Below are 23,929 nucleotides of genomic sequence, written 5' to 3'. Positions count from 1 at the left end.
GATCCCGTCAGATCCCGGTGCACAGAGACACGAACGGGATCGGGGCGCAGATGCCGATCGAAAACCCCGGGGTCAGATCCCCGTTCCACGCCGGAGGAGGAGGCGGCGGAGGAGGTGGTGGCGGCGGTGGAGGTGGCGCCGGGGCCACGACACAGGTATCGGTCGCCGCGTCGTAGACGGTCCCGGCCCCGCACTCGGTGGCCTGAGCGAGCCCCGGTGACACCAGGGCCCCGCCGACCACGGCCGCCACCGCTCCCATGACGAGAAACGAACGTCTGATCTTGTTCCGCATCGCAGGGCCTCCTTGCTCGTTCCCGACCCTTGCGTCGATGCCATCGTACGACTGGAAAGTCCCGACCCTGGGCCGATTCGGCGCTCACTGCGGGTAGCGGGCCACGTACTCCTCGACCGCGATCGGGTGGTCGGCGCGGTACCCGACCGGCAGCACCACATCGCCGGCCGCACTGCGGTAGTAGACGTCCCAGCGGTGGAAGCCTTCGAACGCGGCCGGGTGTGCGGCGATCAACGCCGCGTACTGGTTGACCGCCCGCACGTACTGCCAGGAGTTGTTGTAGCGGAACAGCGCGGCATCGCGATTGCGGGCGAAACCGTGGGCGGCCAGGAACCGGCCGGCGGCCAGGACGGCGTCGCGCGGCGACCAGATGTCGCCGCGGCCGTACATCGCGAACGTCGACGGCAGGAACTGCATCGGCCCCTGCGCACCGGCGGTGCTGACGCCGCGGATCCGGCCGAACGCCGTCTCGACGAAGTTGATCGCCGCCAGATAGTTCCAGCCCACCCCGGAGTTCCGTTCCGCTTCGCCGTAGTGCGCCCGTAGCTCAGCCAGCGCGGTCGGCGGGTTCACATGCCAGGCCGGCAGGGTCGGTTTGCCCGGGCCCCGGCTCATCGCCTCGAGCTGACGGCGGGCGTCGACGTTGCGGTCATAGACCTCCCGCAGTGGCGCGGGAATGCGGGCATGGGCGATCGGATCCCACTCGGGATGGCGCCCGAGCACGCGGTAGGCCGCCTGCTGGCGGCGCGCCGCGGCCGCTACGACGTCGTCGCCTGCCGCCGGATCACGCAGCGCGCGTTCGTCGGCGACGAGGCCGTCGATCAGACCCGCCGGATCGGGCGCCAGCTGCGGTTGCGCCCACGGCGGGACGTGCGGTCGCTGCGGCGCCGGCTCCGGTCCGGCGACCGTCGGCGCAGCGCGGTGCGGCGCCTGCTCGGCCGGCGCGGATGTGCAGGCGCCGAGTAGTGCGCTCGTGAGTATCAGGGCCGCGGTCAGTGCCCGGGTGCAACTCAGTGTGATCCCTCCCTTGTGCCGTCTCGACCAGTGTGACGACACTTCGGCGGTCTGCCCACCGCCGTACAGTGGCCCACATGCTCATCGGGATCCGGACCTGCATCGCGGCGCTCGTCGCCGTCATCGGCGTCGCCGCGGCCCCGCTGCCCGCGCAGGCCGCCCCCGCGGTGCAGCTGTCCGGGCCCAGCGCGCAGATCCTGGACTCGATGCTCGCCGCGGACGCATCCGACTCGGCGTCGGCTTCGGCGCTGTTCCTTGGTACTTCGTACGGCGCGGACACCCTCGTCGGCTCGGCCGGCGAGCCCGAACAGCTCGTCGTCGAATTGGAACAGGTGGACTGCTTCACCTACGCCGACTACGTCGAAGCGCTCAAGCGCGCCGAGGACCGCGACTCGTTCCTCGCCGCGCTGACCGACGTCCGGTACACCGATGGCGTCGTCGCCTTCGAGAACCGCAGACACTTCTTCACCGACTGGGCCGCGACCGCCCCGGCGGTGGCCACCGACGTCACCACCGCGGTCAGCGACGACGCGGTGGGTACCGCGAAACAGCTGAACCAGAAGGACAACGGCGGTGTGTATCTGCCGGGGCTTCCCGTCGTCGAGCGCGAGGTGTCCTACATTCCCAGCGAGCGCGTCGACGGCCAGGTGGTCAGCCGACTACGCACCGGCGACTACCTGGGCGCCTACGCCGACGACGGCGGCCTCGACGTGACCCATGTCGGCATCTACGTCGACACCCCGACCGGGCCGGTGTACCGCAACGCGTCCTCGCTGGCCTCGGACATGGCCGTCGTCGACACGCCCCTCGCCGAGTATCTGGCGACGATTCCCGGCCTGGTGGTGCTGCGCCCGGTCCGGTGACATTTTCCCGCCCTGCGGGTTGGCCGACCAACCAGGTGGTTAGTCTGCAGGGAGGTCCACCGACGGAGCAGGAGAGATCGCCATGCAACTGGCGCTGACACCCGAAGAAGCCGCCTTCCGCGACGAACTTCGCACCTTCTACACGACGAAGATCCCCGAGGACATCCGGGAACGCGCCCGTCAGGCGACGGAGTTCAACCACGAAGACATCATCACCACCCACAAGATCCTCAACGACCACGGCTTGGCGGTGCCCAACTGGCCCGTCGAGTGGGGTGGCAAGGACTGGACGCAGACCCAGCACCAGATCTGGCTCGACGAGATGCAGCTGGCCAGCGTGCCGGAGCCGTTGACGTTCAACGCGAAGATGGTCGGCCCGGTGATCGCCGAGTTCGGCTCGCAGGAGACCAAGGAGCGGTTCCTGCCGCCGACCGCGGCGCTGGACATCTGGTGGGCTCAGGGTTTCTCCGAACCCGAGGCCGGCTCCGATCTGGCCTCGCTGCGCACCACCGCCATCCGCGACGGCGACAGTTACGTCGTCAACGGCCAGAAGACCTGGACCACGCTCGGTCAGTACGCCGACTGGATCTTCTGCCTGGTGCGCACCGACCCCGACGCGCCGAAGCGCCAGGCCGGTATCTCGTTCCTGCTCATCGACATGAAGACCCCCGGGGTCACGCTGCGGCCGATCAAGCTGATCGACGGCAGCTACGAGGTCAACGAGGTGTTCTTCGAAGACGTCCGGGTGCCGGCCGACCAGCTCGTCGGCGAAGAGAACCAGGGCTGGACCTACGCGAAGTTCCTGCTGGGCAACGAGCGCACCGGCATCACCCAGGTGGGTCGCACCAAGGTCAAGCTCGCCGACATCAAGGCCCGCGCCCGCAAGAGCGGCCTGCTCGAGGACCCGCTGTTCGCCGCGCGGCTGGCCGAACTCGAGAACGACGTACTCGCTCTGGAGCTGACCCAGATGCGGGTGGTGTCCGGATCGTCGGCCGGCAAGCCCAACCCGGCCTCGTCGGTGCTCAAGCTGCGCGCCAGCCAGCTCCAACAGCTGACCACCGAGCTGTCGGTGGAAGTCGCCGGTCTCGACGCGCTCCCGTTCCAGGCGGGCGACGCCATCGCATCGCCGGAGTGGGCGCAGTCCAGCGCGCCGCACTACCTGAACTACCGCAAGACGTCCATCTACGGCGGCAGCAACGAAGTGCAGCGCACCATCATCGCGTCGACGATTCTCGGATTGTGAGGCTTTAGGACACATGGACTTTCAACTCAGTGAAGAGCAGGTCCTGCTCCGCGACACTGCGCGCGACGTGCTGTCTCGCACCTACACCATTGAGCGTCGTCTCGAGGTGATCGACTCGGAGACCGGCTGGAGCCGCGACGTGTGGAACCAGCTGGCCGAGATCGGCATCCTGGGGCTGGGTTTCGAGGAAGACGCGGGCGGCCAGATCGAGATCTTGGTCGCGATGACCGAGATCGGTCGCCGGCTGGCACCCGAGCCGGTCGTGCATGCCGCGCTCGGGCCGGGGTCGCTGATCGCCGAGGTGGGCAGCGACAGCCAACGCGCCCTCCTCGATGACGTCGCCTCCGGTGAGCGCCTGCTGGCGTTCGCCCACTTCGAACCCGGCACTCGCGGCCCGTCGGCGACGGTGTCGACAACCGCGGCACAGCAAGGCGATTCGTGGACGATCACAGGTACCAAGAACCCGGTCCTGGCCGGGGACAGCGCCGACGTGCTCGTCGTGAGCGCAACGCTGCCCGGCGGCGGTACCGGCCTGTTTCTGGTCGACGCGGCGGCGACCCGCCGTCAGCCCTACCGCACGTTCGACGGTCTGCGCGGGGCGCAGATCGATTTCGACGCGGCGGCAGCCGAACCGCTGGGTGCGCCCGAGGACGCCGGGGCGGCCATCGAGCGGGCCCTGGTGCGGATCTCGTCGGCGGTCTGCGCCGAGGCGCTGGGCGCGATGGAGGAGTCGCTGCGGCTGACCACCGAGTACCTCACCCAGCGCAAGCAGTTCGGTGTCACGCTGAGCAAGTTCCAGACCCTCACTCAGCGCGCTGCCGACATGTATGTCTCGCTGGAGCTGGCGCGCAGCATGACGTTCTACGCGGCGATGTCGATCGCCGACGGCAACCTCGACCCCGTCATCGCGGCCCGGGCCAAGCTGCAGACGGGCCGCTCCGGACGGCACATCAGCCAGGAGGCCATTCAGCTGCACGGCGGCATCGGCGTGACGGCCGAGTACCCGGTCAGCCACTACGCGGCGCGGCTCACCGCCATCGAGCACACCCTGGGCTCATCGCAGGATCAGCTGCACACCCTGATCGGCGCTCTGGACGACTACGAGGTCCTCAGCGTCTGATCTGCTCGGTTACCGCCCCGCGGAATAATTACGATTGATCTGTCGTACACCGCAGAAGGCATCCGAACAGGCAAGGAGCGCAGAATGCAGGTGAAGAAGATGCTGGCCGCCGCCGCGATCGCGGGCGGCCTCGGCGCAGCGGGCACGGCGTTCGGCACGGGAACCGCGGGCGCCGACCCGAAGTGGTGGGACCCTGTCCCGCCGCCCGGCCACATCGGGCAGGTCGTCAACGTCCCGCCCGGCCACATCGGCCAGTGGGTCGGTGTCCCGCCGGGTCACTGGGACAAGCCTTGGAAGTGGCTGAAGTAGCCGCTTGCCGAGACGTCGCTCAGTAGGCGTCGTGTAGCCGCATCCAGTCATAGGGCGGCTGCTGCGGCCATCCCGGCGGGGAGTCCTCCCAGGTCTCCTGGCGGCCGTACGGCGTCAGGTCGAGCAGGTCGAACACGAGCATGAACGGTTCCTCACCGCGGCCGAACGTCTGCCAGGTGTGGAACACTCGGTCGCCGTCGCGCAGGAAGACGCTGATCGAATGGCGCTCTTCGCCGTCGACGGTGGCGCCGAAGTCCTCGTTGAAGGTGCTGCGTCCCGACGACACCCAGGGCAGCTCCCATCCCATCCGGTCCTTGAATGCCACCAGCTTCCCGACCGGCGCCCGCGAGACCAGCACGAAGGACGTGTCTTTGGCGTGCAGGTGCGACAGCGGGCCGATGTGATCGGCCATCATCGAACAGCCCGCACACCCCTCGTCCCAATCCGGCGCGAACATGAAGTGCTGCACGATGAGTTGGCGACGGCCGTCGAAGAGGTCCAGCAAGGACAGCGGCCCCGACTCGGTGTCGAACGCGTATGCGGCGTCGATCTGCACCATCGGTAAGCGGCGGCGCGCCGCGCTGACCGAGTCTTTCAGCCTCGTCAGCTCTTTTTCCCGGACCAGCAGGTCGGCGCGGGCTTTCTCCCATTCGGCGCGGGACACGACCGGCGGCATGGCGGCGGTGTTCGTCATGCCTCGAGCTTGCCACCGCTCAGACCGGCGTCCTGGATCGGGCGAGCACCGTGTCGTAGATGCTCCAGGCCAGCAGCGTGCCGAGGGCGATCGAGAAGACCGCGGAGAAGGTACTGGCCAGGGTTCCGGCATCGAGTGACCTCTGCACGGCCGCTTCGGTGATCGACTCGAAGCCCAGCGCTCCGGGTACCAGCGACCAGAACGCCGCCAGAAGCATGACGAACATCGGCGGAGCCGTCTTCATCTTGGCGGCGACCACAGTGAACGGGAACACCAGTAGCGCGCCCAGCGCCCCGGAGTGCGCCGAAGACAGGAACAGCCCGCCCACCTTCTGACCGATCAATGCCACGGCCACGGCGGCGGTCAGCCACAGCAGGGAGCCGCGCGGCGCCGAAAGGTAGATGTAGAGCCCGATCCCGATGACGACGATCGCCGCGTAGAACGACGCCGGCCCCATCCGGTCGGCCACCGCCGGCGACCCGGCAGTGCCTGCGATGGCCACGCCGATCGCCACCCCGAACGCCAGCAGCATCAGCTGCACGACGCCGTACACCAGCCGACTCGATCCCGCCATGATCGACCCGTCGGCAAGCTCCATCGCGCCGATGGTCAGGGACAGGCCCGGCAGGGTGGCCACCAACGCCGGGGCGATGATCCGCAACAGCTCGTCGTTGGCCGCGTCGGCGACGAACCAGATCGCGAGGATCGTCACCAGCGCCGCCGACAGCGACGGGATGATCACCGCCAGGGTCGGCACCCGCCCGGCGACCACGACGACCACGCCGACCACGGCACCGAGAAACACGTACGCCCACAACGCCGTCCATGCCGGATTGATGACGATGCCGAAGCCCAAGGTGGTGATGACGTAGCCGAACAGCAGGGTGAGCGGACCGAACCGCGGGGAGGCGGTGCGCGCCTCGGTGATGTCGCGCACCGCGTCCCGTGGACTGATCGCGCCGGCCGAGGCGAGGCGCGCGACCACGTCGACCTTGCCTGCCCGATCGAGTTGGGTGGTGCCGTGAGTGGAGGCCGTGACCTCGTGCCCGGTGCTGCCCACCTGCACGATCAGCACCGTCGGTAGGACGACGATCCGGACCGGCGCGGTGGTGTAGCGCGCGGCGATACGCGTCAACCGCGACTCCACGACACCGGTGGGAACCTGAACCTCCACCAGGGCGATGCCGATCTCGCGGAGCATCTCGGCGACCTCGTCGACGGGGTGGGTGTCAGGCGGGGCAAGCGGCGCCGGCGTCTGCTTGGTGATGGCCCGCCACACCCGCTGAGCGCGCCCCTCACGGCTGATCGTCATCTGAGCAGAGTGTCATCCCACGGTCTGCGCCCGGACGCGAACCGCGCCCTTAAGGCTGTTCGAATTCCTCGACGACCTCGGCGACGCGGCGCACCTGATCGAGATCCGAACTGGTCGGGATGAGGTGGATCTCGTCGGTGCCGATGGCGGCGAACTTTTCCAGCACCGCCCGCAACTCGTCGGGGGTACCGGCCCAGCCGGTACCGGGCGCCATCGCGTCGACGATCTCGGCGGGGATCCAGTTCATGTAGCGCAACAGGTGGCGGTGCACCTGTTCGCGGGGGTCGTCACCGTCGCCGATAGCGAACCAGAACGAGGTCGCCAGATGCGGTGCGCCGCGGCCTTGAGCGCGCCATGCGTCGCGCGCGACGTCGAACAGCTCGTCCTGCTTGGTGACGTCGAGATCGAGGGTGGTCCCGGCCAGCCCGTCGGCCCAGACGGCCGCACTGCGCACCGTCTTCGGACCCATCGTGCCGACCAGCAGCTGTGGGCCCCCGGCCTGCACCGGCGGCGGCCCCACCGGCAGCGTCGCGTCAGTGACCTTCTCCCCCGCCCACACGCGCTTCATCACCGCGACCCGGTCGCCCATCTGGCGCATGGTCTGGGTGGCCGGGTCGGCGCCGACCGACCGGTAGTCCTCGTGGCGGCCGCCGACGCCGAGGCCCACCGTCAGCCGTCCCCCGCTGAGGACGTCGCCGGTGGCCAGCTGCTTCGCCAGCAGAACCGGGTCGTGCAGTTGCGGGATCACCACGGTGGTCACCAACCGCACCCGGTCGGTCAAGGCCGCGAGCGCCCCGAGCAACGTCAATGCCTCCGGATTGTCGAAGGCGATGCGCTCGCCCCAGCACAGCGACGAGAACGGCCCCTCATCGACGACGCGCGCCCAGGCCTTGAGCGTGGCGCGGTCCAGGTCGGGCTCCATCACCGGCATCGTCATTCCGACTTTCACGTCGGCGATTCTGACACGGGCGACGCGGCGGTCACGCGTCGCGCGGCGGGTCTTTGTAGGCGCGGATGGGTTCGGCCGCCGGCGGCGCGAACAGGGCACCGCGCAACCCGCCGCCGAATGTGCGGACCGCGACCAGCAGCCAGGTGGCCAGCAGCCCGACGTAGGCGATCGCGGCCGCGACCCGAAACGCCGGCAGCCCGGTGTGCAACGCCAGCTGTGTGGTTCCGGTGACGAAGGTGCCGACCGGGAAGGTCAGGCTCCACCAGGTCAGCGCGAACGGCATACCGCGGCGCAGGGTGCGCGCCGTCAGCGACGTCGCCAACGCGATCCACAGCACCGCGAAACCCCACACCGGGACCCCGTAGAGGACCGCGAACACCGCCATGCCGTCGGCGATCTGCCGGTCCACCGCCAACGGCGCGTCGGCAGCCAGGAGCCCGGTGACGGTGATGGATTGCCCGAGCGGCCCCAGCACGATCCACAGGGTCGGCACCCGGGCCGTTCCCGAGGTTCCGTAGTGGGCCAGCCGGCTCCACACCATGGTGATGATGATCAGCGACGCGATCAGCGACAACCCGAACATGGCCAGACAGCCGTAGAGCATCGTCGCGCGGCCGGTCCCCTCGGGCAGGTGGGGAATGAGCATCGCCCCGGTGGCGGCCGACACCATCGGCGGCACGACCGGCATCAGCCAGCCGCCGAACGCGGCGTCGGGCTCGACCCGGTACTGGGTGAACATCAGGTGCGGAATGCTCATCGCGGTGAACAGTCCACCGGCGGTGCCGGCTGCCCACAGCCACCACGCCAGGGCGACCGCGAAACGGCTGCCGACCAGGTCGTGTCCGACCAGCAGCGCCCCCGCGGCCACGGTCAGCAGCGCCATCGGGGCCGCACCGTAGAAATGCGCCATCTGCGGGTTGCGGACGTGGCTGCGGGCCACGGTCGGGCTGCGCACCCAGTGCGCGATCATCGCGACGACGAGGACCACCAGCCACAGCGCCGAGACGGCCCACACGCCCGCCGCGAACCCGCGCAGACCCGGCACCTGCACCGGCAGTGACGCGCCCGCGGTGGCCACGATGCCGGTGCCCATCACCGAGGCGAACCAGTTGGGTCCCAGATAGCCGAGGACCGTCGGCCTGTCACCGGTCATCCGGTCAGTATCTCCAGTAGGCAGCGCCCGGGGGTAAACCCCCAGCGGACTGTCCGGGAAACACAGTGTCGGTGGGGCGCGCGCATCCTTAGGTTGGGGTCATGGCCGCAGTATCCGACCTCGATGTCGACCCCGAGACCACCGCGGGCGTCGCACCGTCCGCCCCGACCGCACGTCCGCGACCGATCGGTGTGGTGCCCACCGCGTCGATGCTCGTCGGAGGCGCGGTCGGATCGGTGTGGTTCTGGATTCCTTTGGGATTGCTGATCGTCGGTGTCTCGTCGATCCCCAGTGTTGTCGGATTCGTCCTCGCCTCAGTCGTTTTCGTGTACGTGATCCGCGGTGTCGACCGCGTCGAACGGGTGCGCAGCGAAGCGGTGTTCGGCATGGCGCTGGGAGTGCCACCCCGACGGCTCTCCCACTACACCGGGTTCCAGGGCTGGGCGCACCAGCTCTGGCTCGACGTCAGCAGCGCCCGCTTCTGGAAGGCTGCCTCGCACCACTATCTGCGCATGCTCTACGACATCGCGGTCACCGCGCTGGCGATCCTGTTGCTGACGTTCGCGTTCGTCGCCCCCGCCGCGGCCATGGCGATCGGCAACAGCGACGACGCGGCCGGGCTGTCGTTTCTGCCCACTCCGGTTGCTCTGCTGCTGGCACTGGTCGCGTTCGCCGCGGCCGCGGCGCTGCTGGTGTTCGGCCCGGTGCTGGACGCGCGGATCGACCGCTGGCTGCTGACCCCGTCGCCGACGGCGGCGTTGCAGTACCAGGTCAGTGCGCTGGCGGACGCGCGCGCCGGCGCGGTGACCTCCGCGCAGACCGAGCGGCATCGCATCGAGCGGGATCTGCACGACGGTGTCCAGCCCCGGCTGGTGTCGTTGGCGATGACGATCGGGCTGGCCCGGACCAAACTCGACACCGACCTGCCCGCGGCCAAGGAGCTGATCGCCGAGGCCCACGAGGACGCCAAGAGCGCGCTGGTGGAACTGCGCAACGTGGTGCGTGGCATCGCGCCGACGATCTTGTCCGACCGCGGCCTGGACGCCGCGCTGTCGGCGGTGGCGCAGCGGGCCACCAACGCCGGGGTGCCCACGACGTTGAGTGTGCACCTGCCGCGCCGGCTCCCCGAGGAGATCGAAGCCTGCGCCTATTTCGTCGTCGCCGAGGCGCTGACCAACATCACCCGCCACTCCGGGGCGACGCAGGCCGCGGTCACCGTGCGTCTCGACGACGCCGCGGATCAGTTGCACGTCACGGTGTTCGACGACGGCAGGGGCGGTGCGCAGATCGGTGATGGTCCGGACGCCACCGGGCTGCGCGGACTCGACGAACGGGTGCGCGCCGCCCGGGGTACCTTCACGGTCTCCAGTCCAGTCACCGGTCCCACGATCATCACCGCGGTGTTGCCATGCGCATCGTGATCGCCGAGGACTCGGCGCTGTTGCGGGCAGGCCTCGAGCGCATCCTGACCGACGCGGGCCACCAGGTGGTCGCCGGCGTGTCCGACGCCACCGACCTGCTCCGGCTGGTCAACGAGGAACGGCCCGACCTGGTGATCGTCGATGTGCGGATGCCGCCGACGTTCACCGACGAAGGGATCCGCGCCGCGGCGCTGCTGCGCAGCCAGAACCCGGAGTCGCCGGTGCTGGTGTTGTCCCACTACGTCGAGGAACGGTACGCCGTCGACCTGATCGCCTCGGACACCCGCGGTTTCGGCTATCTACTCAAGGACCGTGTCGCCGACGTGCCGGCGTTTCTCGACGCGGTGGGCACGGTCGGGTCCGGAGGTACCGTGCTCGACCCCGAGGTGGTGTCACAGATCCTGGTCCGGTCGCGCAGCCGGGCGGCTCTCGACGCGCTGACCCCGCGTGAACACGACGTGCTGCAGCTGATGGCCGAGGGCAAGACCAACTCGGCGATCGCCCAGGAACTGCACATGTCCGTCGGTTCCGCCGAGAAGCACATCGCATCGATCTTCGCCAAGTTCGACCTGGTTCCCGATGACAGCGAGAACCGCCGCGTGCTGGCGGTACTGCGCTACCTCGAATCGTGAAGCGCTGAAAGGACTGTCCGTGACGAACACCATCACCACCTCCCCCCCACCGGCGTCGCCACCGCCCGAACTGTCCTCCGGGGCACGCACCACGGTGCGTGTCGGCCTGGTCGTCGCCGCGGCAGTGCTACTGGTCGGTGTGCTCGTCGCACTCGCGGGGGTCGCCTTCGGAATCAGCCGCTTCCGGGTGGTCGCGGAGTCCTCGGCGCTGCCGGACACGTTGCGGACGTTGGAGATCGACATCGACTCGGCACCGGCGGCAGTGCGGATCCGGTCGGACCGATCGGTCGACGAACCGCGGGTGGACATGCGCATGATCGACTCCTCCCGCTCGGACGCGCGCCCGCTCAGCGTCAGCGCCGACGGCACCAGCGCCCGGGTCAGCGTCGACCCCGTCTCGTCGGAACTCCTGCGCCGGGCCAGAGCGGGTGAGATCACGATCGTCGTGCCCGACGAGATGGCCCGCCGGTTGACCGTCACCGTCCGCCAGGAGATGGGCGCGGTGTTCGCTGACGCCGACCTCGACCAGTTGACGGCGCATGTACGAGAGGGCGCGGTGGTGCTCGGCGGGTCGGCGCGCCGCATCGACATCGACAACGACAACGGCGAGGTGGTCAGCCGTCGGCCCATCTCGGTGACCGAGTCGTTCCGCGCGGCCACCGCCACCGGTGACATCGACGTCGAGTTCACCGACGTGCCGGAGACCGTCGATGTCGAAACCCGCACCGGGGACATCGATCTGACGGTCCCGCTGCCCGGGCCCTTCCTCGTCAACGCCACCACCGGCGACGAGCGCGGCGCCACCGTGGTCAAGGTGCCGCAGACCCGTGACGCCGGTGAGGCCACGGCGGTGATCACCGCGCGGTCGGACACCGGCGACGTCGTCGTCGACGACAGAAACTGACACCGTCGACGACGCGGCCTAGTGCAACAGCGCCATGATCGCGTGCACCGGTCCGGTGCGGATCTGCGCGAAGCCTGTTCCGGCCCAGATGTTGACCGCATCGGGATCACCGGCCCGCGCCGCGGCCGCCCGCAGCGGCCCGGTCAGGTAGTGCAGCTCCGGATAGGCCAGCGGCGCATGAGTTTCGTACTCGTCGATGAACCGGTTGCGCAGGCCCCGGGCGTAACGGCCGGAAAAAGCCTTGGTCACCACGGTTTCGGTGAAACGACCGCCCTGCAGCGCGGCGCGGTGCACCGGCGTACTGCCGGCTTCGTCGCTGCACAGGAACGCGGTGCCCAGCTGCGCCGCGACCGCGCCGGCCGCGCGGACCCGCGCGACGTCGCCGGCGGTCATCAGCCCGCCGGCCGCCACCACGGGCAGCCCGACCTGGGAGGTGAGCGCCGAGACCAGCTCCTCGAGCGGCTGGCCGGCCGGCTCGGCGGCGGCGTCGAAGGTACCGCGGTGCCCACCCGCCGACGGGCCTTGCGCAGCAAGAACATCCACACCGCAATCGGCGGCCTGGCGCGCCTCGGCCAGCGTCGTCACGGTGGCCACGGTGGTGATCCCGGCATCGCTGAGTCGACGCCGCTCCGCCACGCTGGGCAGACCGAACGTGAACGACACCACCGCGGGCCGGATCTCGAGCAGCACGTCGAGCTTGGCCGACCAGTCTTCGTCGAAGTACCGGGGCTCCCCGAGTTCGGTCCCGTAGCGTCGGGCCTCACCGGCCAGTCGGGCGGCGTAGGCGTCGACGTCGGCCGCGGCGGCGCCGCTGGGTTTGGGCACGAACAGATTCGCACCGATCGGGCCGGAGGTCAGCCCTCGGGCGGCCTCGAGCCGCTGCGCGAACGCCGGGGCGGTCAGATAGCCGGCGGGGACGAACCCGAGTCCTCCCGCGTCGGTGCCGGCGGCGGCCAGCTCCGGCGTCGAAGGCCCGCCGGCCATCGGGGCCACGACGATCGGGGCGGCCAGGTCACGAAAGTCGAAGGCCATGCTATTGGCCCCGCGCCTGCTGCTGGCGGCGGTAGTCGTCGGCCAGTGCGCCGACGTGCTCGGGCAGCGCCCCTGACGCCACGTCGGCGAGGCTGGTCTGCTCGAGCACCGAACGCATACTCGCCCGCAACGCCCGCCAGACGTCGGTCAGCGCCGCGGTCGGACCGGAGTAGGGCAGGTCGCCGAGTCCGATGTCACGCACGCTGGCCAACGGCCCGTCGATGCAGCGCAGCACGTCGGCGAGGCTGATGTCGGCGGCCGGGCGGGCCAGTTCGTAGCCGCCGTCGCGACCGCGGTGGCTGCGCACCAACCGATCGGTGCGCAGGTCGGACAAGATGTCGACCAGGAACTGGGCGGGGATGCTCTGCGCGTTGGCCAGGTCCTCGGTCTTGACCAGCGTGCCGTCCTCGACAGTCGCGAGCTGGACCATCGCCCGCACGGCGTACTCCGCCTTGGCCGACATCCGCATGGGGTCAGGCTAGCCAACGGCGGCCGGGGAGCGGTCCAGCGGCGTCAGGACGCCCCGGACAGGTCGGTGCAGTCCAGCCAGCGCCCGTCTTCGCGGACGAACGGTGTGGTGTCGGTCCTGGTGTCCGGCGCAGCCTGTCCCAGGCGGCGGGTGGTCGTGACGTCGGCGGTCGCGGTGTCACCGGTGACGGTGATGTTCTCCACCTTGTCGACGGTCAGGGTGGCCGACTGCCTGATCAGGTCCAGCATGCCCGCCTCGTAGGCCGGCTCGTCGTAGGCCACGAGCGCCTGGGACACCCGGTCCAGCGTGTCTCTCGGTGCGCCGGTGCCGAACTGGCGGGTCAATCCCTCCGACACCTGGGCGATGGTCAGCGAGGCCATCTGCTCCCGGGTGCCGAAAGCCGTCATCGGCGGCACCAGGTAACTGGCGGGATCTCCGGCCTTGTCGCGGAACTGCGCGCACGTCAGGTCGGCCAGCACCGGCCAGTTGCCCTCGGTGAAGGCCCGGGTCTGGGTGTGCACGAGGTCCCGGATCTGCTGTTCGTCGGCGCTCACCGCGGGCAGCGACGCCTCCGGCGTGTTGATCATCTCGGACCCGCAGCCGGCCAGGGTCAGCGCCGCCAGCGCGGCGGTGACGATGGAGCGCAACACTCCCGCAGCCTACGCGCCGCAGCGGCGCCGGCGCGGCCGGCGGTCAGCGCGCGGTGACGGCCAGGACAGCCTCGGCCAGCTCAGGTCGGCACACGATCAGGTCCGGCAGCAGCGAGTCGCGCTGGTTGTACACCAGCGGCGACCCGTCGATGCGCGACGTGTGCAGACCCGCGGCCCGGGCGACCGCGACCGGTGCCGCGGAATCCCATTCGTACTGCCCCCCGGCGTGCACGTAGACATCGGAGCGACCCTGTACCACCGATGCGACTTTGGCCCCCGCCGAACCCATTTCGACGAGGGTGCCGCCCAGTGCGTCGCGCACCTGCAGCGCGATCGCCGGTGGCCGGGTGCGCGACACGACGATCCGCGGCGACTCGGGGGCCACCGGCGGCGCCGCCACCGTCGGGGTGGCCAGCGTGACGCCCTGCGCGGGCAGCGCCACCGCCCCGGCGACCAGTTCCCCGGCCTGCCACAGCGCCACGTGCACCGCCCAGTCCGACCGGCCGAGCTCGGAGAATTCGCGGGTGCCGTCGAGCGGGTCGACGATCCAGACCCGCTCGGCGGCCAGGCGCACCGGGTCGTCCACCCCTTCTTCGGACAGCACTGCGTCGGCGGGACGCCGGGCGGACAGTGCTTCCATCAGGAAGTCGTGAGAGCGCCTGTCCCCCTCGTCTTTCCGTTCCTGCGGCTCGGCGTGGGCCAGTTCTCCGCGTACCGCGAGCAGCAGCTCGCCGGCCTCGGTGGCCAGCCGGGCCGCCAGTTCGTGATCGTTCACGCCGGGTTCGCCCCGCGCTCCAACAACTCGATGACCGCCTCGGCGTGCGCATCCGGGGTCTGCTCGGGCGTCAACCGCAGGTCCGGGTTCCTGGGCCGCTGATACGGGCTGTCGATGCCGGTGAAGTGAGTGATCTCGCCGGCGCGTGCCTTGGCGTAGAGCCCCTTGGGATCGCGGCGTTCGCAGTCCTCCAGCGGGGTGTCGCAGAACACCTCGAAGAAGTCCAGACCGGCGTCGGTGGTCACGGTCCGAGCCAGTTCGCGATGCTCGGCGAGCGGGCTGATGGCCGGCACCAGGACCACCTGGCCGGCATCGGCCAGGATCGCGGCAACGTGGGCCAGCCGGCGCAGGTTCTCGGAGCGGTCGGCCATCGAGAACCCGAGGTCGGCGTTGAGACCGTGGCGCAGGTTGTCGCCGTCGAGAACGTAAGCCGGGATACCCTTTTCGAGCAGCTTCTGCTCGACGAGCATGGCCACCGACGACTTGCCCGAACCGGACAGTCCGGTGAACCACACGGTGCGCCCCCGGGTCAACCGGTCCTCGGCGGTGCACAGCGACTGGTGACGCACCGTGTTCGGGCTGGCCTCGCGCGCCGAGCTGTCGCGCAGCACCATTCCGGCCGCGACGGTGCCGTTGGTGTTGGGGTCGATCAGGATGAACGAGCCCGTCGCCGGGTTGCGGGAGTACTCGTCGAGCAGCAACGGCACCTGCGAACGCAGCGAAATGCGGCCCAGCTCATTGAGTTTGAGGGCGGTCGCCGACTTGTCCCGGTGCAGCGTGTTGACGTCGAGGCGGTAGTCCAGCCCGGTCACCCGCACCCGGGTGGTGCGGGTGGTGTGCTTGATCAGGTAGTCACGACCCGGCTCCAGCGAGCCGTCGTCGGACATCCAGCACACGGTGGCATCGAAATCCTGCGCCACGCGCGGCGAGTTGTTCGGCCGCGCCAGCATGTCGCCGCGAGAGATGTCGATGTCGTCGGCCAGGCTGACCGACACCGCCATCGGCGGGAACGCCTCGGTGACCGGACCGCTCGGACCGTCGATCGAGGTGATGCGCGAGGACTTGCCGCTGGGCAGTACGACCACCTCGTCGCCGGGGCGCATCACTCCGCTGGCCACGGTGCCGGCGTAGCTGCGGTGGTCCTGATGCTCGCGGGTGTGCGGCCGGATCACGTACTGCACCGGGAACCGCACGTCGACGAGGTTGCGGTCGCCGGCGACGTAGACCTCCTCGAGGTGGCTGAGCAGCGAGGGCCCCTCATACCAGGGCGCCCGGTCCGACCGCGTGACGACATTGTCACCGTGCAGCGCCGAGAGCGGAATCGTGGTGACGTCGTGGATGTCCAGGCGGGTGGCGAAAGCGTGGAACTCGTCGCGGATGGCCTCGAACCGGTCCCGGTCCCAGTCGATCAGGTCCATCTTGTTGACCGCCAGCACCACGTGCTGCACGCCGAGCAGCGACGCCAGAAACGCGTGCCGGCGCGACTGTTCGAGCAGCCCGTTGCGGGCGTCGACGAGCACGATCACCAGATGCGCCGTCGACGCGCCGGTGACCATGTTGCGCGTGTACTGGATGTGGCCCGGGGTGTCGGCGATGATGAATTTCCGCTTGGCCGTGGCGAAGTACCGGTAGGCGACATCGATGGTGATGCCCTGCTCGCGCTCGGCGCGCAGGCCGTCGGTGACCAGCGCGAGGTCGGTGTAGTCGTGCCCGCGCTCCTTGGAGGTGCGCTCGACGGCGGCCAGCTGGTCCTCCATCACGGCCTTGGAGTCGAACAACAGCCGCCCGATCAAGGTGGACTTGCCGTCGTCGACCGAGCCCGCGGTGGCCAGACGCAACAGCGTCGCGTCGGGGCTCGCCACGTCGATGGGCATGTCAGTCAGCATCAGAAGTAGCCCTCCCGCTTACGGTCTTCCATGCCGGCCTCGGAGATCCGGTCGTCGGCGCGGGTGGCGCCGCGCTCGGTCAGTCGCGACACCGCGGTCTCGGCGATCACCTGCTCGACGGTGGCCGCGGTGGACTCCACGCAGCCGGTGCAGGTGACGTCACCGACCGTGCGGAACCGCACGCTGGTCTCGAACACCTCTTCGTCGTCGTGCGGCCGCAGGTACGGGTGCACCGCGAGCAGCATGCCGTCCCGGCGGAACACCTGGCGCTGATGGGCGTAGTAGATCGACGGCAGTGTGATGTTCTCTTCGCCGATGTAGGACCAGATGTCGAACTCGGTCCAGTTCGACAGCGGGAAGGCGCGGATGTGTTCACCCTTGCGGTGGCGGCCGTTGTAGAGGTTCCACAGCTCGGGGCGCTGGGCCTTGGGGTCCCACTGACCGAACTCGTCGCGGAAGCTGAATACCCGCTCCTTGGCCCGGGCTTTCTCCTCGTCGCGGCGGGCCCCGCCGAACGCGGCGTCGAACTTGTTCTCCCGGATGGCGCGCAGCAACGTCACGGTCTGCAACGGGTTGCGTGACGGCCCCTTCTCGACGACCCGGCCGGCGTCGATGTCGTCCTGCACCTTGGCCACCACCAGGCGCACCCCGGTGCTGGCGACCAGGTCGTCGCGGGCGGCGAGCACCTCGTCGAAGTTGTGTCCGGTGTCGACGTGCATGACCGGGAACGGCGGGCGGCCCGGCGCGAATGCCTTGACGGCCAGATGGAGCATCACGATCGAGTCCTTGCCGCCGGAGAACAGCAGGACGGGCCGCTCGAACTCGGCGGCCACCTCTCGGATGATGTGGATGGCCTCGGCCTCGAGCGCGCGCAGATGGCTCAGCTCGTAGCTGCCGGGAGCGATGGTTTCGGCCGTCGCGGTGGAGAGGGTCATGACTTCCTCGTTAAGTTGGTAGATCTAGCCAACATTATCGGTATAACCCAGTATCAAACCAGCGCGACTTCGCGCTGTCAAAGTCCCGCCGCGCGCGGCTAGAGAGTGACCTCGGTCAGGCGACCGGTCTTGACGTCGAACACGAAGCCGCGCAGCGACTCGTGCTTGGTGACGAACGGGCTGGCCTCGATGCGCCGCAACGACTGGCGCACATCCTCCTCGACGTCGATGAACGCCTCGGCAGCCCACTCGGGTTTGATGCCGACCTCGTCCTGGATCTGCTGCTTGAAACCGTCGTCGGTGAAGGTCAGCATGCCGCAGTCGGTGTGGTGGATCAGGATGATCTCCTTGGTGCCCAGCAGTCGCTGACTGATGGCCAGCGAGCGGATCTCGTCGTCGGTGACGACGCCCCCCGCGTTGCGGATGACGTGGGCCTCGCCCTCCTGCAGACCGAGGGCCCGGTAGACATCGAGCCGGGCGTCCATACAGGCGACGACGGCCACGTGCTTGCTGGGTGGCAACGGTAGCGGACCGGAGAACGTCTTGGCGTACTCCTCGTTGTTCTTCAGGTACTCGTCTGTGACCGACATGGCGCGAAGCTAGCAGCGCGCCGCTTCGATGTCACGGGTGCGCATCATCGGGAACGGAATGGCCGTGCTGCAGGTCGAAGACCATCACCCCACCCACATCGGTCGGCGGGAAATTTTGCCGCACCCACGCGTCGATCTGGGCCGCGGCGCCGGTCCCTCGGCGTGGATCGCCGGGCCCGCCGGCGACGAAGTATCGCACCTCGCCCGCCGCGACATAGCCCTGGAACTCGTCGAGGGTCGGCGCATCGTCGCCGCCGGTGAACCCGCCGATCGCCATCACCGAGGCCCCGGTGGCCAGTTCGAGTTCCCCGGCCAGCATGGAACCGACGGTGGCAGCGGCCCACCGGTTGTCGGTCGCCATCACGAGCTCCTGAAGTGCGACATTGCCGGAGACGGCCCGGCCGGTACGGTCGGCTCCGTCAGGGCCGCCCGGGCTACCCGGGCCACCGGGGCCGCCCGGGCTACCCGGGCCACCGGGGCCGACCGAGCCTTGGCCCCGCGAAGGTCCGGACATCATCCCCGGACCGGTCGACCCATTGGTGGCCGTCTCGATGGCATAGGCTGCGGGCGCGGCCGCGCCGAGCACCACCGCTGCGGCCACCACCACCGCGGTGGCCTTGCGCAGCCGGTGCGCACCGACCGCGACGACCATCGCGACGACCACCGAACCCACCAGGACCGCCCACCGCAACCACGGCTGCCAGTCCGGGGTGCGGTCGAGCAGGACGAAGGCCCACACGCCCGTCGTCGCCGACATCACCGCCAGCACCGCACGCGGCACCACAGCCGCTCGGAGACGCCACAATTCGGACGTGGAGATGCCCACCAGCGCGGCGATACCCGGCGCCAGCGCCACCGTGTAGTACGGGTGGATGACGCCGTCCATGAAGCTGAACACGGCACCGGTGACCAGTACCCAGCCACCCCACAGCAGCAGGCTCGCACGGACGGCACCGGTGCGGGCGGTACGGCGGGTGAACCACAGTCCCGCCAGCAGGCCGATTAACGCGGCCGGCAACAACCACGACGCCTCGGCGCCCATCGACGCACCGAACAACCTGCCGAGACCGGGCTCGCCGCCGAAGAACAGGTTGACTCCCCCGCCGGGACCGGCGGGGCCGCCGGCACCTCCCGGCGGGCCACCGGGGGCGCCGCCAGGCATGGCGGCACCACCGGTCATCCGCTGAATTCCGTTGTAACCCAGTGCCAGCTCGAGCAGGGTGTTGTCGGTGGAGCCGCCGATGTACGGTCGCGAATCCGCCGGCCACACACTGACCAGAGCCAGGAACGAACCCGCCGTCGCGATCATCGCGGCGGCCCCCGCCACCAATCTGCGCACCCGCTCGCAGACCCCCACCGGCGCGGCCACCAGATAAGCCGACGCCAGCCCCGGCACCACGAGAAACGCCTGCAGCATCTTGGTCAGGAACGCCAAACCGAGCACCACGCCGACCAGGACCACCCACCGGGTACGGCCGTCGTCGATCGCCCGCACCATCAGGTAGGCGGCAACCACGAGCAGCAGCACCAGCAGGGCGTCGGGGTTGTTGTACCGGAACATCGACGCCGCCACCGGCGTGACGGCCAGGACGAGAGCGGCCAGCAAGCCGGCGCCCGGTCCGCTGACGCGGCGCACCGTCGCGAACAGCACCGCGATCGAGGCCATCCCCATCAACGCCTGCGGCAGCAGCATCGTGAACGGGCTGAAGCCGAACAACCTGCCGGACAACGCCATCACCCACAATGCGGCGGGGGGTTTGTCGACGGTGATCGCGTTGCCGGCATCCAGCGATCCGAACAGCCACGCCGTCCAGTTTTGGGTACCCGCCTGCGCCGCGGCCGCGTAGTACTGGTTGGCCCAACCCGATGTGCCCAGCCCCCAGAGATACAGCACCGCGGTGGCCGCCAGTAGCGCCGCCAGGGCGGGACGGACCCAGCGCGGTCGTGGCGGTGCGGTTGCCGCGGTGACGGGTGCCACCGGCGCGGTGGAGAGGGTCATGAGAAAGTACCTCCGGTGGTCGTGCGACGGGGATGGAACACCCAGCCGCGCAGCAGCATGAAGCGCAGGACCGTGGCGACCAGGTTGGCCATCACAAGTACCGCCAATTCGATTGTGCGGTGCGGTGTTTCCGCGGTGGCGTGCAGTAACGCGAGTGCTGTACTGGTGACGGCCAGTGCGATACCGAACACGATCAGGCCTTCGATGTGGTTACGAGCCAGCCGTGCACGGCCGTCGATACAGAAGGTGAAGCGTCGGTTGGCCGCGGTGTTGCCGACCGCGGTCAGCAGCAGTGCGGCCAGGTTGGCCAGCTGCGCTCCGGCCAAGCCCTGCAGCAGCATGAATAACGCGATGTACGCGGCGGTGGACGCGGCGCCGACCGTGCTGAACCGCACCGCCTGCCGCAGCAGCGATCCGGGCGCGGCGGCCGCCGGCGAGTTGCCCAGTTGCGCGGCGATGGTGTGGACCGGGATGGCGCCGCAGGCCAAGCCACGCATCAGGCGCCCGACACCTCGCAGGTCCGCGGCGGCGGTTGCGACGATGTCGACGCGGCTGTCGGGGTCGTCGATCCAGTCGACCGGCACCTCGTGGATGCGCAGTCCACTACGCTCGGCCAGGACCAGCAGTTCGGTGTCGAAGAACCACCCGGTGTCCTCGACATGCGGCAGCAGTTCGGCCGCGACATCGGCACGAATCGCCTTGAACCCGCACTGCGCATCCGAAAAGCGGGTTGAGAGCGTGGATTTGAGGACCAGGTTGTAGCCGCGCGAGATGATCTCGCGCTTCGGTCCGCGACGCACCCGGGCGCCGCGGGCCAGCCGGGTGCCGATCGCAAGGTCGGAGTGACCCGAGATCAACGGCGCGACCAGCGGCGCGAACGCGGCCAGGTCGGTCGACAGATCGACGTCCATGTACACCAGCACGGCTGCATCCGATTCCGTCCACGCCCGCTGCAACGCACGTCCGCGCCCTTTCTCCGCCAGCCGCATCACCCGCACGTTCGGCAACCCGGCGGACAAGTCGGCAGCGATGCGCGGAGTATCGTCGTCGCTGGCGTTGTCCGCGATCGTGATGCGGGTGGGGAACGGTACCGACTCGGTCAGGTAGCGGTGCAGGCGGTGCACCGAGTCGGCTAGGGCGGCCTGTTCGTTGTGGACGGGCACCACGACGTCGAGCACCGGCGCACCGGTCGGGCTCGCCGACACCGCGGGCCGGACTCCGAACGTACGACGCTGCGGCGCAAGGGCGGTGTCTGCCATGGCTTCCACCATGCGGGTCCTACGTGTGCTGCTCGTGGGCCCTAGCTATGCGCCGCCTGTGAGCTTCGTGGGCAAACTGACCACGAAACGCGTTGTCCCGGAATCGCTGTGTGCGGTGATCGTGCCGCCGTGGGCGCGCACGACGGCATCGACGATGGCCAGCCCGAGGCCGGTGCTGCCGTCGCGGCGCGAGCGCGACGAATCACCCCGGGCGAAGCGCTCGAAGACGTTGGGCAACAACTCGGCCGGGATACCGGGGCCGTCGTCGGACACGGTGAGCACCGCGGCGCCGTCGGCGCGCATCGTCAGCGACGTGGTCACCGACGTGCCGTCGGGGGTGTGGGTGGCCGCATTGGCCAGCAGGTTGGCCAGGACCTGATGGAGTCTGTCCTCGTCACCGGAGACCATCACCGGCTCGTCGGGCAGATCGAGCAGCCACGCGTGGCCGGGCCCTGCAGCCTGGGCGTCGCTGACCGCGTCGGCCACCAAGCGGGTCAGGTCAACGGGCTCGCGCCGCAGCGGCCGGCCTTCGTCGAGCCGGGCCAGCAGCAGCATGTCCTCGACCAGTTGCGTCATCCGGGTGGCCTCGGACTCCACCCGGTTCATCGCGTGGGCGACATCGTCGGGCAGCTCGGCGCGTTTGCGTTGTGCCAGTTCGGTGTAACCGCGGATCGCGGCCAGCGGCGTGCGCAGCTCGTGGCTGGCGTCGGCGACGAACTGCCGCACCCGGGTTTCACTGGCGTGCCGGGCCCTCAGCGCGCCGGCGATGCGGTCGAGCATCCGGTTCAGCGCGGTGCCCAGCCGGCCGACCTCGGTGCCCGCGGCCACGGGGTCCACCTCGACGATCGGGCTGGGCAGCCGTACCTCGCCGCGGTCGAGTTCGAGGTCGGCGACCTGCTGCGCAGCGTCGGAAACCCGTTCCAGCGGCGCCATCTCGCGGCGCACCAGCACCGCGCCGGCGCCGGCCGCCACCGCCAACGCCGCCCCGGCGACGACGACGAAGATCACCAGCGCCTGCAGCATGGTGTCGTCGACGTCATCGGTGGGAAGACCCGTCACAACGGTCTGCGGCGTGAACAGACTCGGCATCGCGACGACGCGGTAGCGGCCGAGCCCGTCGAGGTCCACTGTTTGCGGCGGCCGACCGACCTCCACCTCGGCGAGCCGGGCGGCCGCGGGGCCGGAGATCTCGGCACGGGCGCCGTCGCCGGTGATGACCCCCGCCGTCTCCGCCTGACCGTCGGTCACCACCGCACCCACCGTGCGGGTGGCCTGCCCGGGCGCGTTGAGGAACGCCGGCCCCGGACCGTCGTCGATCCGCAGGCCCGGGTGTCGGCCCGGGAAGTCCCGGGGCCGCATCATCGGGGGGCGGCCGGGTGGCGGTGGCGGTCCGTGATCGAACATCATGACCGACCGCCGCCCCGCCTCGATGACCTGCTCGTCGAGCTGACCGGTCAGAAAACGGTGCAGTCCGAACTCGGTTGCGACGCCGATGCCGGCACACACCGCGGCCAACAGCAGCAGTTGGGTGACGAGCAACCTGGTGCGCAGCGACCAGGAGCGCGGGGAACGCAGCCCGCGGCGCTCACCGGGCGGGCTTGAGGACATACCCCGCCCCGCGCAGCGTGTGGATCATCGGATCGCGCCCACTGTCGATCTTCTTGCGCAGATACGACACATACAGCTCGACGATGTTGGACCGGCCGCCGAAGTCGTAGTTCCACACCCGGTCGAGGATCTGCGCCTTGCTGAGTACCCGTCGGGCGTTGCGCATCATGAAGCGCAGCAGCTCGAACTCCTTGGCCGTCAACGCGATCGGCTCCCCAGCGCGGCTCACCTCGTGGCTGTCCTCGTCGAGCACCAGGTCACCGACGACCAGCTTGCGGCCTCCGGTCTCGGTGGTGATCCCGGTGCGCCGCAACAGGGCTCGCAAACGCAGCACCACTTCCTCGATGCTGAACGGTTTGGTCACGTAGTCATCCCCGCCGGCGGTCAGCCCCGCGATGCGGTCTTCCACCGAATCCTTGGCGGTCAACAGCAGCAGCGGCAGGCCGGGGTTGCGCTGACGCAGCTCCCGCAGCACGTCGAGTCCACTCATGTCGGGCAGCATCACGTCGAGCACCACCACGTCCGGCGGCGTGTGTTCGGCCACCGACAGCGCGCTCGCGCCGTCACCGGCGGTGCTGATCTCCCAGCCTTCGTAGCGCAGCGCCATCGACACCAGCTCGGCCAGCACCGGCTCGTCGTCGACCACCAGCACCCGGATCGGGCTGCCGTCGGCGCGCCGCATCACCGCCCGGGCGGGCTCGAGATCGCCCCCGACGTCGTCGGGGGCTCCGTGCGGGGCGGTGACCACCGCACCATTATCGGTCGATCCGATGAGCACCCGCTGTGCGATTTCTGTGCGCCCGCTGTGCGCACCGTGGAC

The 23,929-nt window shown here is 69.7% G+C and carries 24 protein-coding genes; 7 read left to right on the top strand and 17 right to left on the bottom strand.

The features are described 5' to 3' along the window. Positions 1-7: 7 nt before the first annotated feature. Together G6N31_RS01520 and G6N31_RS01515 are read right to left on the bottom strand one after the other, a co-directional pair. Positions 8-292 carry a hypothetical protein gene (locus G6N31_RS01520; RefSeq protein ID WP_163721990.1) on the bottom strand — a complete coding sequence of 95 codons (285 nt, stop codon included), beginning with the start codon at positions 290-292 and terminating at the stop codon, positions 8-10. A gap of 84 nt (positions 293-376) precedes the next feature. After that, positions 377-1,306 carry a lytic transglycosylase domain-containing protein gene (locus G6N31_RS01515; RefSeq protein WP_109790846.1) on the bottom strand — a complete coding sequence of 310 codons (930 nt, stop codon included), beginning with the start codon at positions 1,304-1,306 and terminating at the stop codon, positions 377-379. 77 nt (positions 1,307-1,383) lie between these two features. On the opposite strand from G6N31_RS01515, the gene G6N31_RS01510 reads away from it, so the two are divergent. The 4 genes from G6N31_RS01510 (at position 1,384) to G6N31_RS01495 (ending at position 4,841) form a co-directional block, all read left to right on the top strand. Continuing rightward, a complete protein-coding gene (locus G6N31_RS01510; protein WP_197747153.1) occupies positions 1,384-2,169 on the top strand; it encodes an N-acetylmuramoyl-L-alanine amidase-like domain-containing protein in 786 nt (261 codons plus the stop codon). Between the two features lie 82 nt (positions 2,170-2,251). Then, positions 2,252-3,412 carry an acyl-CoA dehydrogenase family protein gene (locus G6N31_RS01505; protein ID WP_098004750.1) on the top strand — a complete coding sequence of 387 codons (1,161 nt, stop codon included), beginning with the start codon at positions 2,252-2,254 and terminating at the stop codon, positions 3,410-3,412. Positions 3,413-3,425: 13 nt separating this feature from the next. Further along, complete coding sequence (locus G6N31_RS01500; protein WP_098004751.1) at positions 3,426-4,532, top strand: acyl-CoA dehydrogenase family protein; 1,107 nt, start codon at positions 3,426-3,428, stop codon at positions 4,530-4,532. Positions 4,533-4,616: 84 nt separating this feature from the next. Next, entirely contained in the window at positions 4,617-4,841 is a 225-nt protein-coding gene (locus tag G6N31_RS01495) for a hypothetical protein (protein WP_098004752.1), read from the top strand. Between the two features lie 19 nt (positions 4,842-4,860). On the opposite strand, the gene G6N31_RS01490 is transcribed toward G6N31_RS01495, so the two are convergent. The 4 genes from G6N31_RS01490 to G6N31_RS01475 are packed head-to-tail and all read right to left on the bottom strand — an operon-like array spanning position 4,861 to position 8,949. Then, a complete protein-coding gene (locus G6N31_RS01490) occupies positions 4,861-5,535 on the bottom strand; it encodes a DUF899 domain-containing protein (RefSeq protein ID WP_098004753.1) in 675 nt (224 codons plus the stop codon). Positions 5,536-5,554: 19 nt separating this feature from the next. Next, positions 5,555-6,847, bottom strand: coding sequence for a threonine/serine exporter family protein (locus G6N31_RS01485; protein ID WP_098004754.1), 1,293 nt, complete (start codon positions 6,845-6,847; stop codon positions 5,555-5,557). Between the two features lie 49 nt (positions 6,848-6,896). Then, the gene (locus G6N31_RS01480) at positions 6,897-7,784 is read right to left on the bottom strand and encodes an LLM class flavin-dependent oxidoreductase (RefSeq protein WP_098004755.1); all 888 of its coding nucleotides are present in this window, start codon (positions 7,782-7,784) and stop codon (positions 6,897-6,899) included. 43 nt (positions 7,785-7,827) lie between these two features. Continuing rightward, the gene (locus G6N31_RS01475; RefSeq protein ID WP_098004756.1) at positions 7,828-8,949 is read right to left on the bottom strand and encodes a TDT family transporter; all 1,122 of its coding nucleotides are present in this window, start codon (positions 8,947-8,949) and stop codon (positions 7,828-7,830) included. Between the two features lie 101 nt (positions 8,950-9,050). On the opposite strand from G6N31_RS01475, the gene G6N31_RS01470 reads away from it, so the two are divergent. From G6N31_RS01470 to G6N31_RS01460, 3 genes are read left to right on the top strand one after another with little or no spacing between them, the layout of a single operon-like run. Beyond that, positions 9,051-10,370, top strand: a complete 1,320-nt coding sequence (locus G6N31_RS01470) for a sensor histidine kinase (RefSeq protein ID WP_098004757.1) — start codon at positions 9,051-9,053, stop codon at positions 10,368-10,370. Next, positions 10,358-11,002 (top strand): response regulator transcription factor, encoded by a 645-nt coding sequence (locus G6N31_RS01465; protein WP_098004758.1) that lies wholly within the window; start codon positions 10,358-10,360, stop codon positions 11,000-11,002. The genes G6N31_RS01470 and G6N31_RS01465 overlap by 13 nt, the downstream gene beginning before the upstream one ends. A gap of 19 nt (positions 11,003-11,021) precedes the next feature. Then, the gene (locus G6N31_RS01460) at positions 11,022-11,906 is read left to right on the top strand and encodes a hypothetical protein (protein WP_098004759.1); all 885 of its coding nucleotides are present in this window, start codon (positions 11,022-11,024) and stop codon (positions 11,904-11,906) included. A gap of 18 nt (positions 11,907-11,924) precedes the next feature. On the opposite strand, the gene G6N31_RS01455 is transcribed toward G6N31_RS01460, so the two are convergent. From G6N31_RS01455 to G6N31_RS01405, 11 genes are all read right to left on the bottom strand, one after another. Further along, positions 11,925-12,938 carry a nitronate monooxygenase gene (locus tag G6N31_RS01455; RefSeq protein WP_098004760.1) on the bottom strand — a complete coding sequence of 338 codons (1,014 nt, stop codon included), beginning with the start codon at positions 12,936-12,938 and terminating at the stop codon, positions 11,925-11,927. Position 12,939: 1 nt separating this feature from the next. After that, positions 12,940-13,407, bottom strand: a complete 468-nt coding sequence (locus G6N31_RS01450) for an Rrf2 family transcriptional regulator (RefSeq protein WP_098004761.1) — start codon at positions 13,405-13,407, stop codon at positions 12,940-12,942. Positions 13,408-13,451: 44 nt separating this feature from the next. Then, positions 13,452-14,057 carry a hypothetical protein gene (locus G6N31_RS01445; protein WP_098004762.1) on the bottom strand — a complete coding sequence of 202 codons (606 nt, stop codon included), beginning with the start codon at positions 14,055-14,057 and terminating at the stop codon, positions 13,452-13,454. Between the two features lie 43 nt (positions 14,058-14,100). Then, positions 14,101-14,832: a 3'(2'),5'-bisphosphate nucleotidase CysQ gene (locus tag G6N31_RS01440; RefSeq protein ID WP_098004763.1), complete on the bottom strand. Its 732-nt coding sequence runs from the start codon at positions 14,830-14,832 to the stop codon at positions 14,101-14,103. After that, complete coding sequence (gene cysC, locus G6N31_RS01435; RefSeq protein ID WP_098004804.1) at positions 14,829-16,706, bottom strand: sulfate adenylyltransferase subunit CysN; 1,878 nt, start codon at positions 16,704-16,706, stop codon at positions 14,829-14,831. Before cysC ends, G6N31_RS01440 begins: the two co-directional genes overlap by 4 nt. Before the next feature lie 11 nt (positions 16,707-16,717). Further along, positions 16,718-17,653, bottom strand: a complete 936-nt coding sequence (cysD, locus tag G6N31_RS01430) for a sulfate adenylyltransferase subunit CysD (RefSeq protein WP_098004764.1) — start codon at positions 17,651-17,653, stop codon at positions 16,718-16,720. 98 nt (positions 17,654-17,751) lie between these two features. Continuing rightward, positions 17,752-18,243 carry a beta-class carbonic anhydrase gene (locus tag G6N31_RS01425; protein ID WP_098004765.1) on the bottom strand — a complete coding sequence of 164 codons (492 nt, stop codon included), beginning with the start codon at positions 18,241-18,243 and terminating at the stop codon, positions 17,752-17,754. Positions 18,244-18,274: 31 nt separating this feature from the next. Then, positions 18,275-20,242, bottom strand: a complete 1,968-nt coding sequence (locus G6N31_RS01420; protein ID WP_098004766.1) for a glycosyltransferase family 39 protein — start codon at positions 20,240-20,242, stop codon at positions 18,275-18,277. After that, entirely contained in the window at positions 20,239-21,501 is a 1,263-nt protein-coding gene (locus G6N31_RS01415; RefSeq protein ID WP_098004805.1) for a bifunctional glycosyltransferase family 2/GtrA family protein, read from the bottom strand. The genes G6N31_RS01420 and G6N31_RS01415 overlap by 4 nt, the downstream gene beginning before the upstream one ends. 45 nt (positions 21,502-21,546) lie before the next feature. Then, on the bottom strand, positions 21,547-23,109 hold the full coding sequence (locus tag G6N31_RS01410; RefSeq protein WP_109790845.1) for a sensor histidine kinase: 1,563 nt from the start codon (positions 23,107-23,109) through the stop codon (positions 21,547-21,549). Further along, complete coding sequence (locus G6N31_RS01405; RefSeq protein WP_098004806.1) at positions 23,087-23,791, bottom strand: response regulator transcription factor; 705 nt, start codon at positions 23,789-23,791, stop codon at positions 23,087-23,089. Before G6N31_RS01405 ends, G6N31_RS01410 begins: the two co-directional genes overlap by 23 nt. Between the last annotated feature and the right edge of the window lie 138 nt (positions 23,792-23,929).

The organism is Mycolicibacterium duvalii (assembly GCF_010726645.1).
GTDB lineage: Bacteria > Actinomycetota > Actinomycetes > Mycobacteriales > Mycobacteriaceae > Mycobacterium > Mycobacterium duvalii.
This window is presented reverse-complemented; position numbering and strand designations above follow the sequence as displayed.

Excerpts from the sequence above, each read along its gene's own strand:
- G6N31_RS01425 (WP_098004765.1), bottom strand. The coding sequence starts at position 18,243 with ATGTCGGTCACAGACGAGTACCTGAAGAACAACGAGGAGTACGCCAAG.
- G6N31_RS01485 (WP_098004754.1), bottom strand. The coding sequence starts at position 6,847 with ATGACGATCAGCCGTGAGGGGCGCGCTCAGCGGGTGTGGCGGGCCATC.
- G6N31_RS01455 (WP_098004760.1), bottom strand. The coding sequence starts at position 12,938 with ATGGCCTTCGACTTTCGTGACCTGGCCGCCCCGATCGTCGTGGCCCCG.
- G6N31_RS01520 (WP_163721990.1), bottom strand. The coding sequence starts at position 292 with ATGCGGAACAAGATCAGACGTTCGTTTCTCGTCATGGGAGCGGTGGCG.
- G6N31_RS01495 (WP_098004752.1), top strand. The coding sequence starts at position 4,617 with ATGCAGGTGAAGAAGATGCTGGCCGCCGCCGCGATCGCGGGCGGCCTC.
- G6N31_RS01510 (WP_197747153.1), top strand. The coding sequence starts at position 1,384 with ATGCTCATCGGGATCCGGACCTGCATCGCGGCGCTCGTCGCCGTCATC.
- G6N31_RS01405 (WP_098004806.1), bottom strand. The coding sequence starts at position 23,791 with ATGCGGCGCGCCGACGGCAGCCCGATCCGGGTGCTGGTGGTCGACGAC.
- G6N31_RS01465 (WP_098004758.1), top strand. The coding sequence starts at position 10,358 with ATGCGCATCGTGATCGCCGAGGACTCGGCGCTGTTGCGGGCAGGCCTC.
- G6N31_RS01450 (WP_098004761.1), bottom strand. The coding sequence starts at position 13,407 with ATGCGGATGTCGGCCAAGGCGGAGTACGCCGTGCGGGCGATGGTCCAG.
- G6N31_RS01470 (WP_098004757.1), top strand. The coding sequence starts at position 9,051 with ATGGCCGCAGTATCCGACCTCGATGTCGACCCCGAGACCACCGCGGGC.
- G6N31_RS01490 (WP_098004753.1), bottom strand. The coding sequence starts at position 5,535 with ATGACGAACACCGCCGCCATGCCGCCGGTCGTGTCCCGCGCCGAATGG.
- G6N31_RS01480 (WP_098004755.1), bottom strand. The coding sequence starts at position 7,784 with ATGACGATGCCGGTGATGGAGCCCGACCTGGACCGCGCCACGCTCAAG.
- G6N31_RS01505 (WP_098004750.1), top strand. The coding sequence starts at position 2,252 with ATGCAACTGGCGCTGACACCCGAAGAAGCCGCCTTCCGCGACGAACTT.
- G6N31_RS01410 (WP_109790845.1), bottom strand. The coding sequence starts at position 23,109 with ATGTCCTCAAGCCCGCCCGGTGAGCGCCGCGGGCTGCGTTCCCCGCGC.
- G6N31_RS01475 (WP_098004756.1), bottom strand. The coding sequence starts at position 8,949 with ATGACCGGTGACAGGCCGACGGTCCTCGGCTATCTGGGACCCAACTGG.
- cysD (WP_098004764.1), bottom strand. The coding sequence starts at position 17,653 with ATGACCCTCTCCACCGCGACGGCCGAAACCATCGCTCCCGGCAGCTAC.
- G6N31_RS01420 (WP_098004766.1), bottom strand. The coding sequence starts at position 20,242 with ATGACCCTCTCCACCGCGCCGGTGGCACCCGTCACCGCGGCAACCGCA.
- cysC (WP_098004804.1), bottom strand. The coding sequence starts at position 16,706 with ATGCCCATCGACGTGGCGAGCCCCGACGCGACGCTGTTGCGTCTGGCC.
- G6N31_RS01500 (WP_098004751.1), top strand. The coding sequence starts at position 3,426 with ATGGACTTTCAACTCAGTGAAGAGCAGGTCCTGCTCCGCGACACTGCG.
- G6N31_RS01415 (WP_098004805.1), bottom strand. The coding sequence starts at position 21,501 with ATGGCAGACACCGCCCTTGCGCCGCAGCGTCGTACGTTCGGAGTCCGG.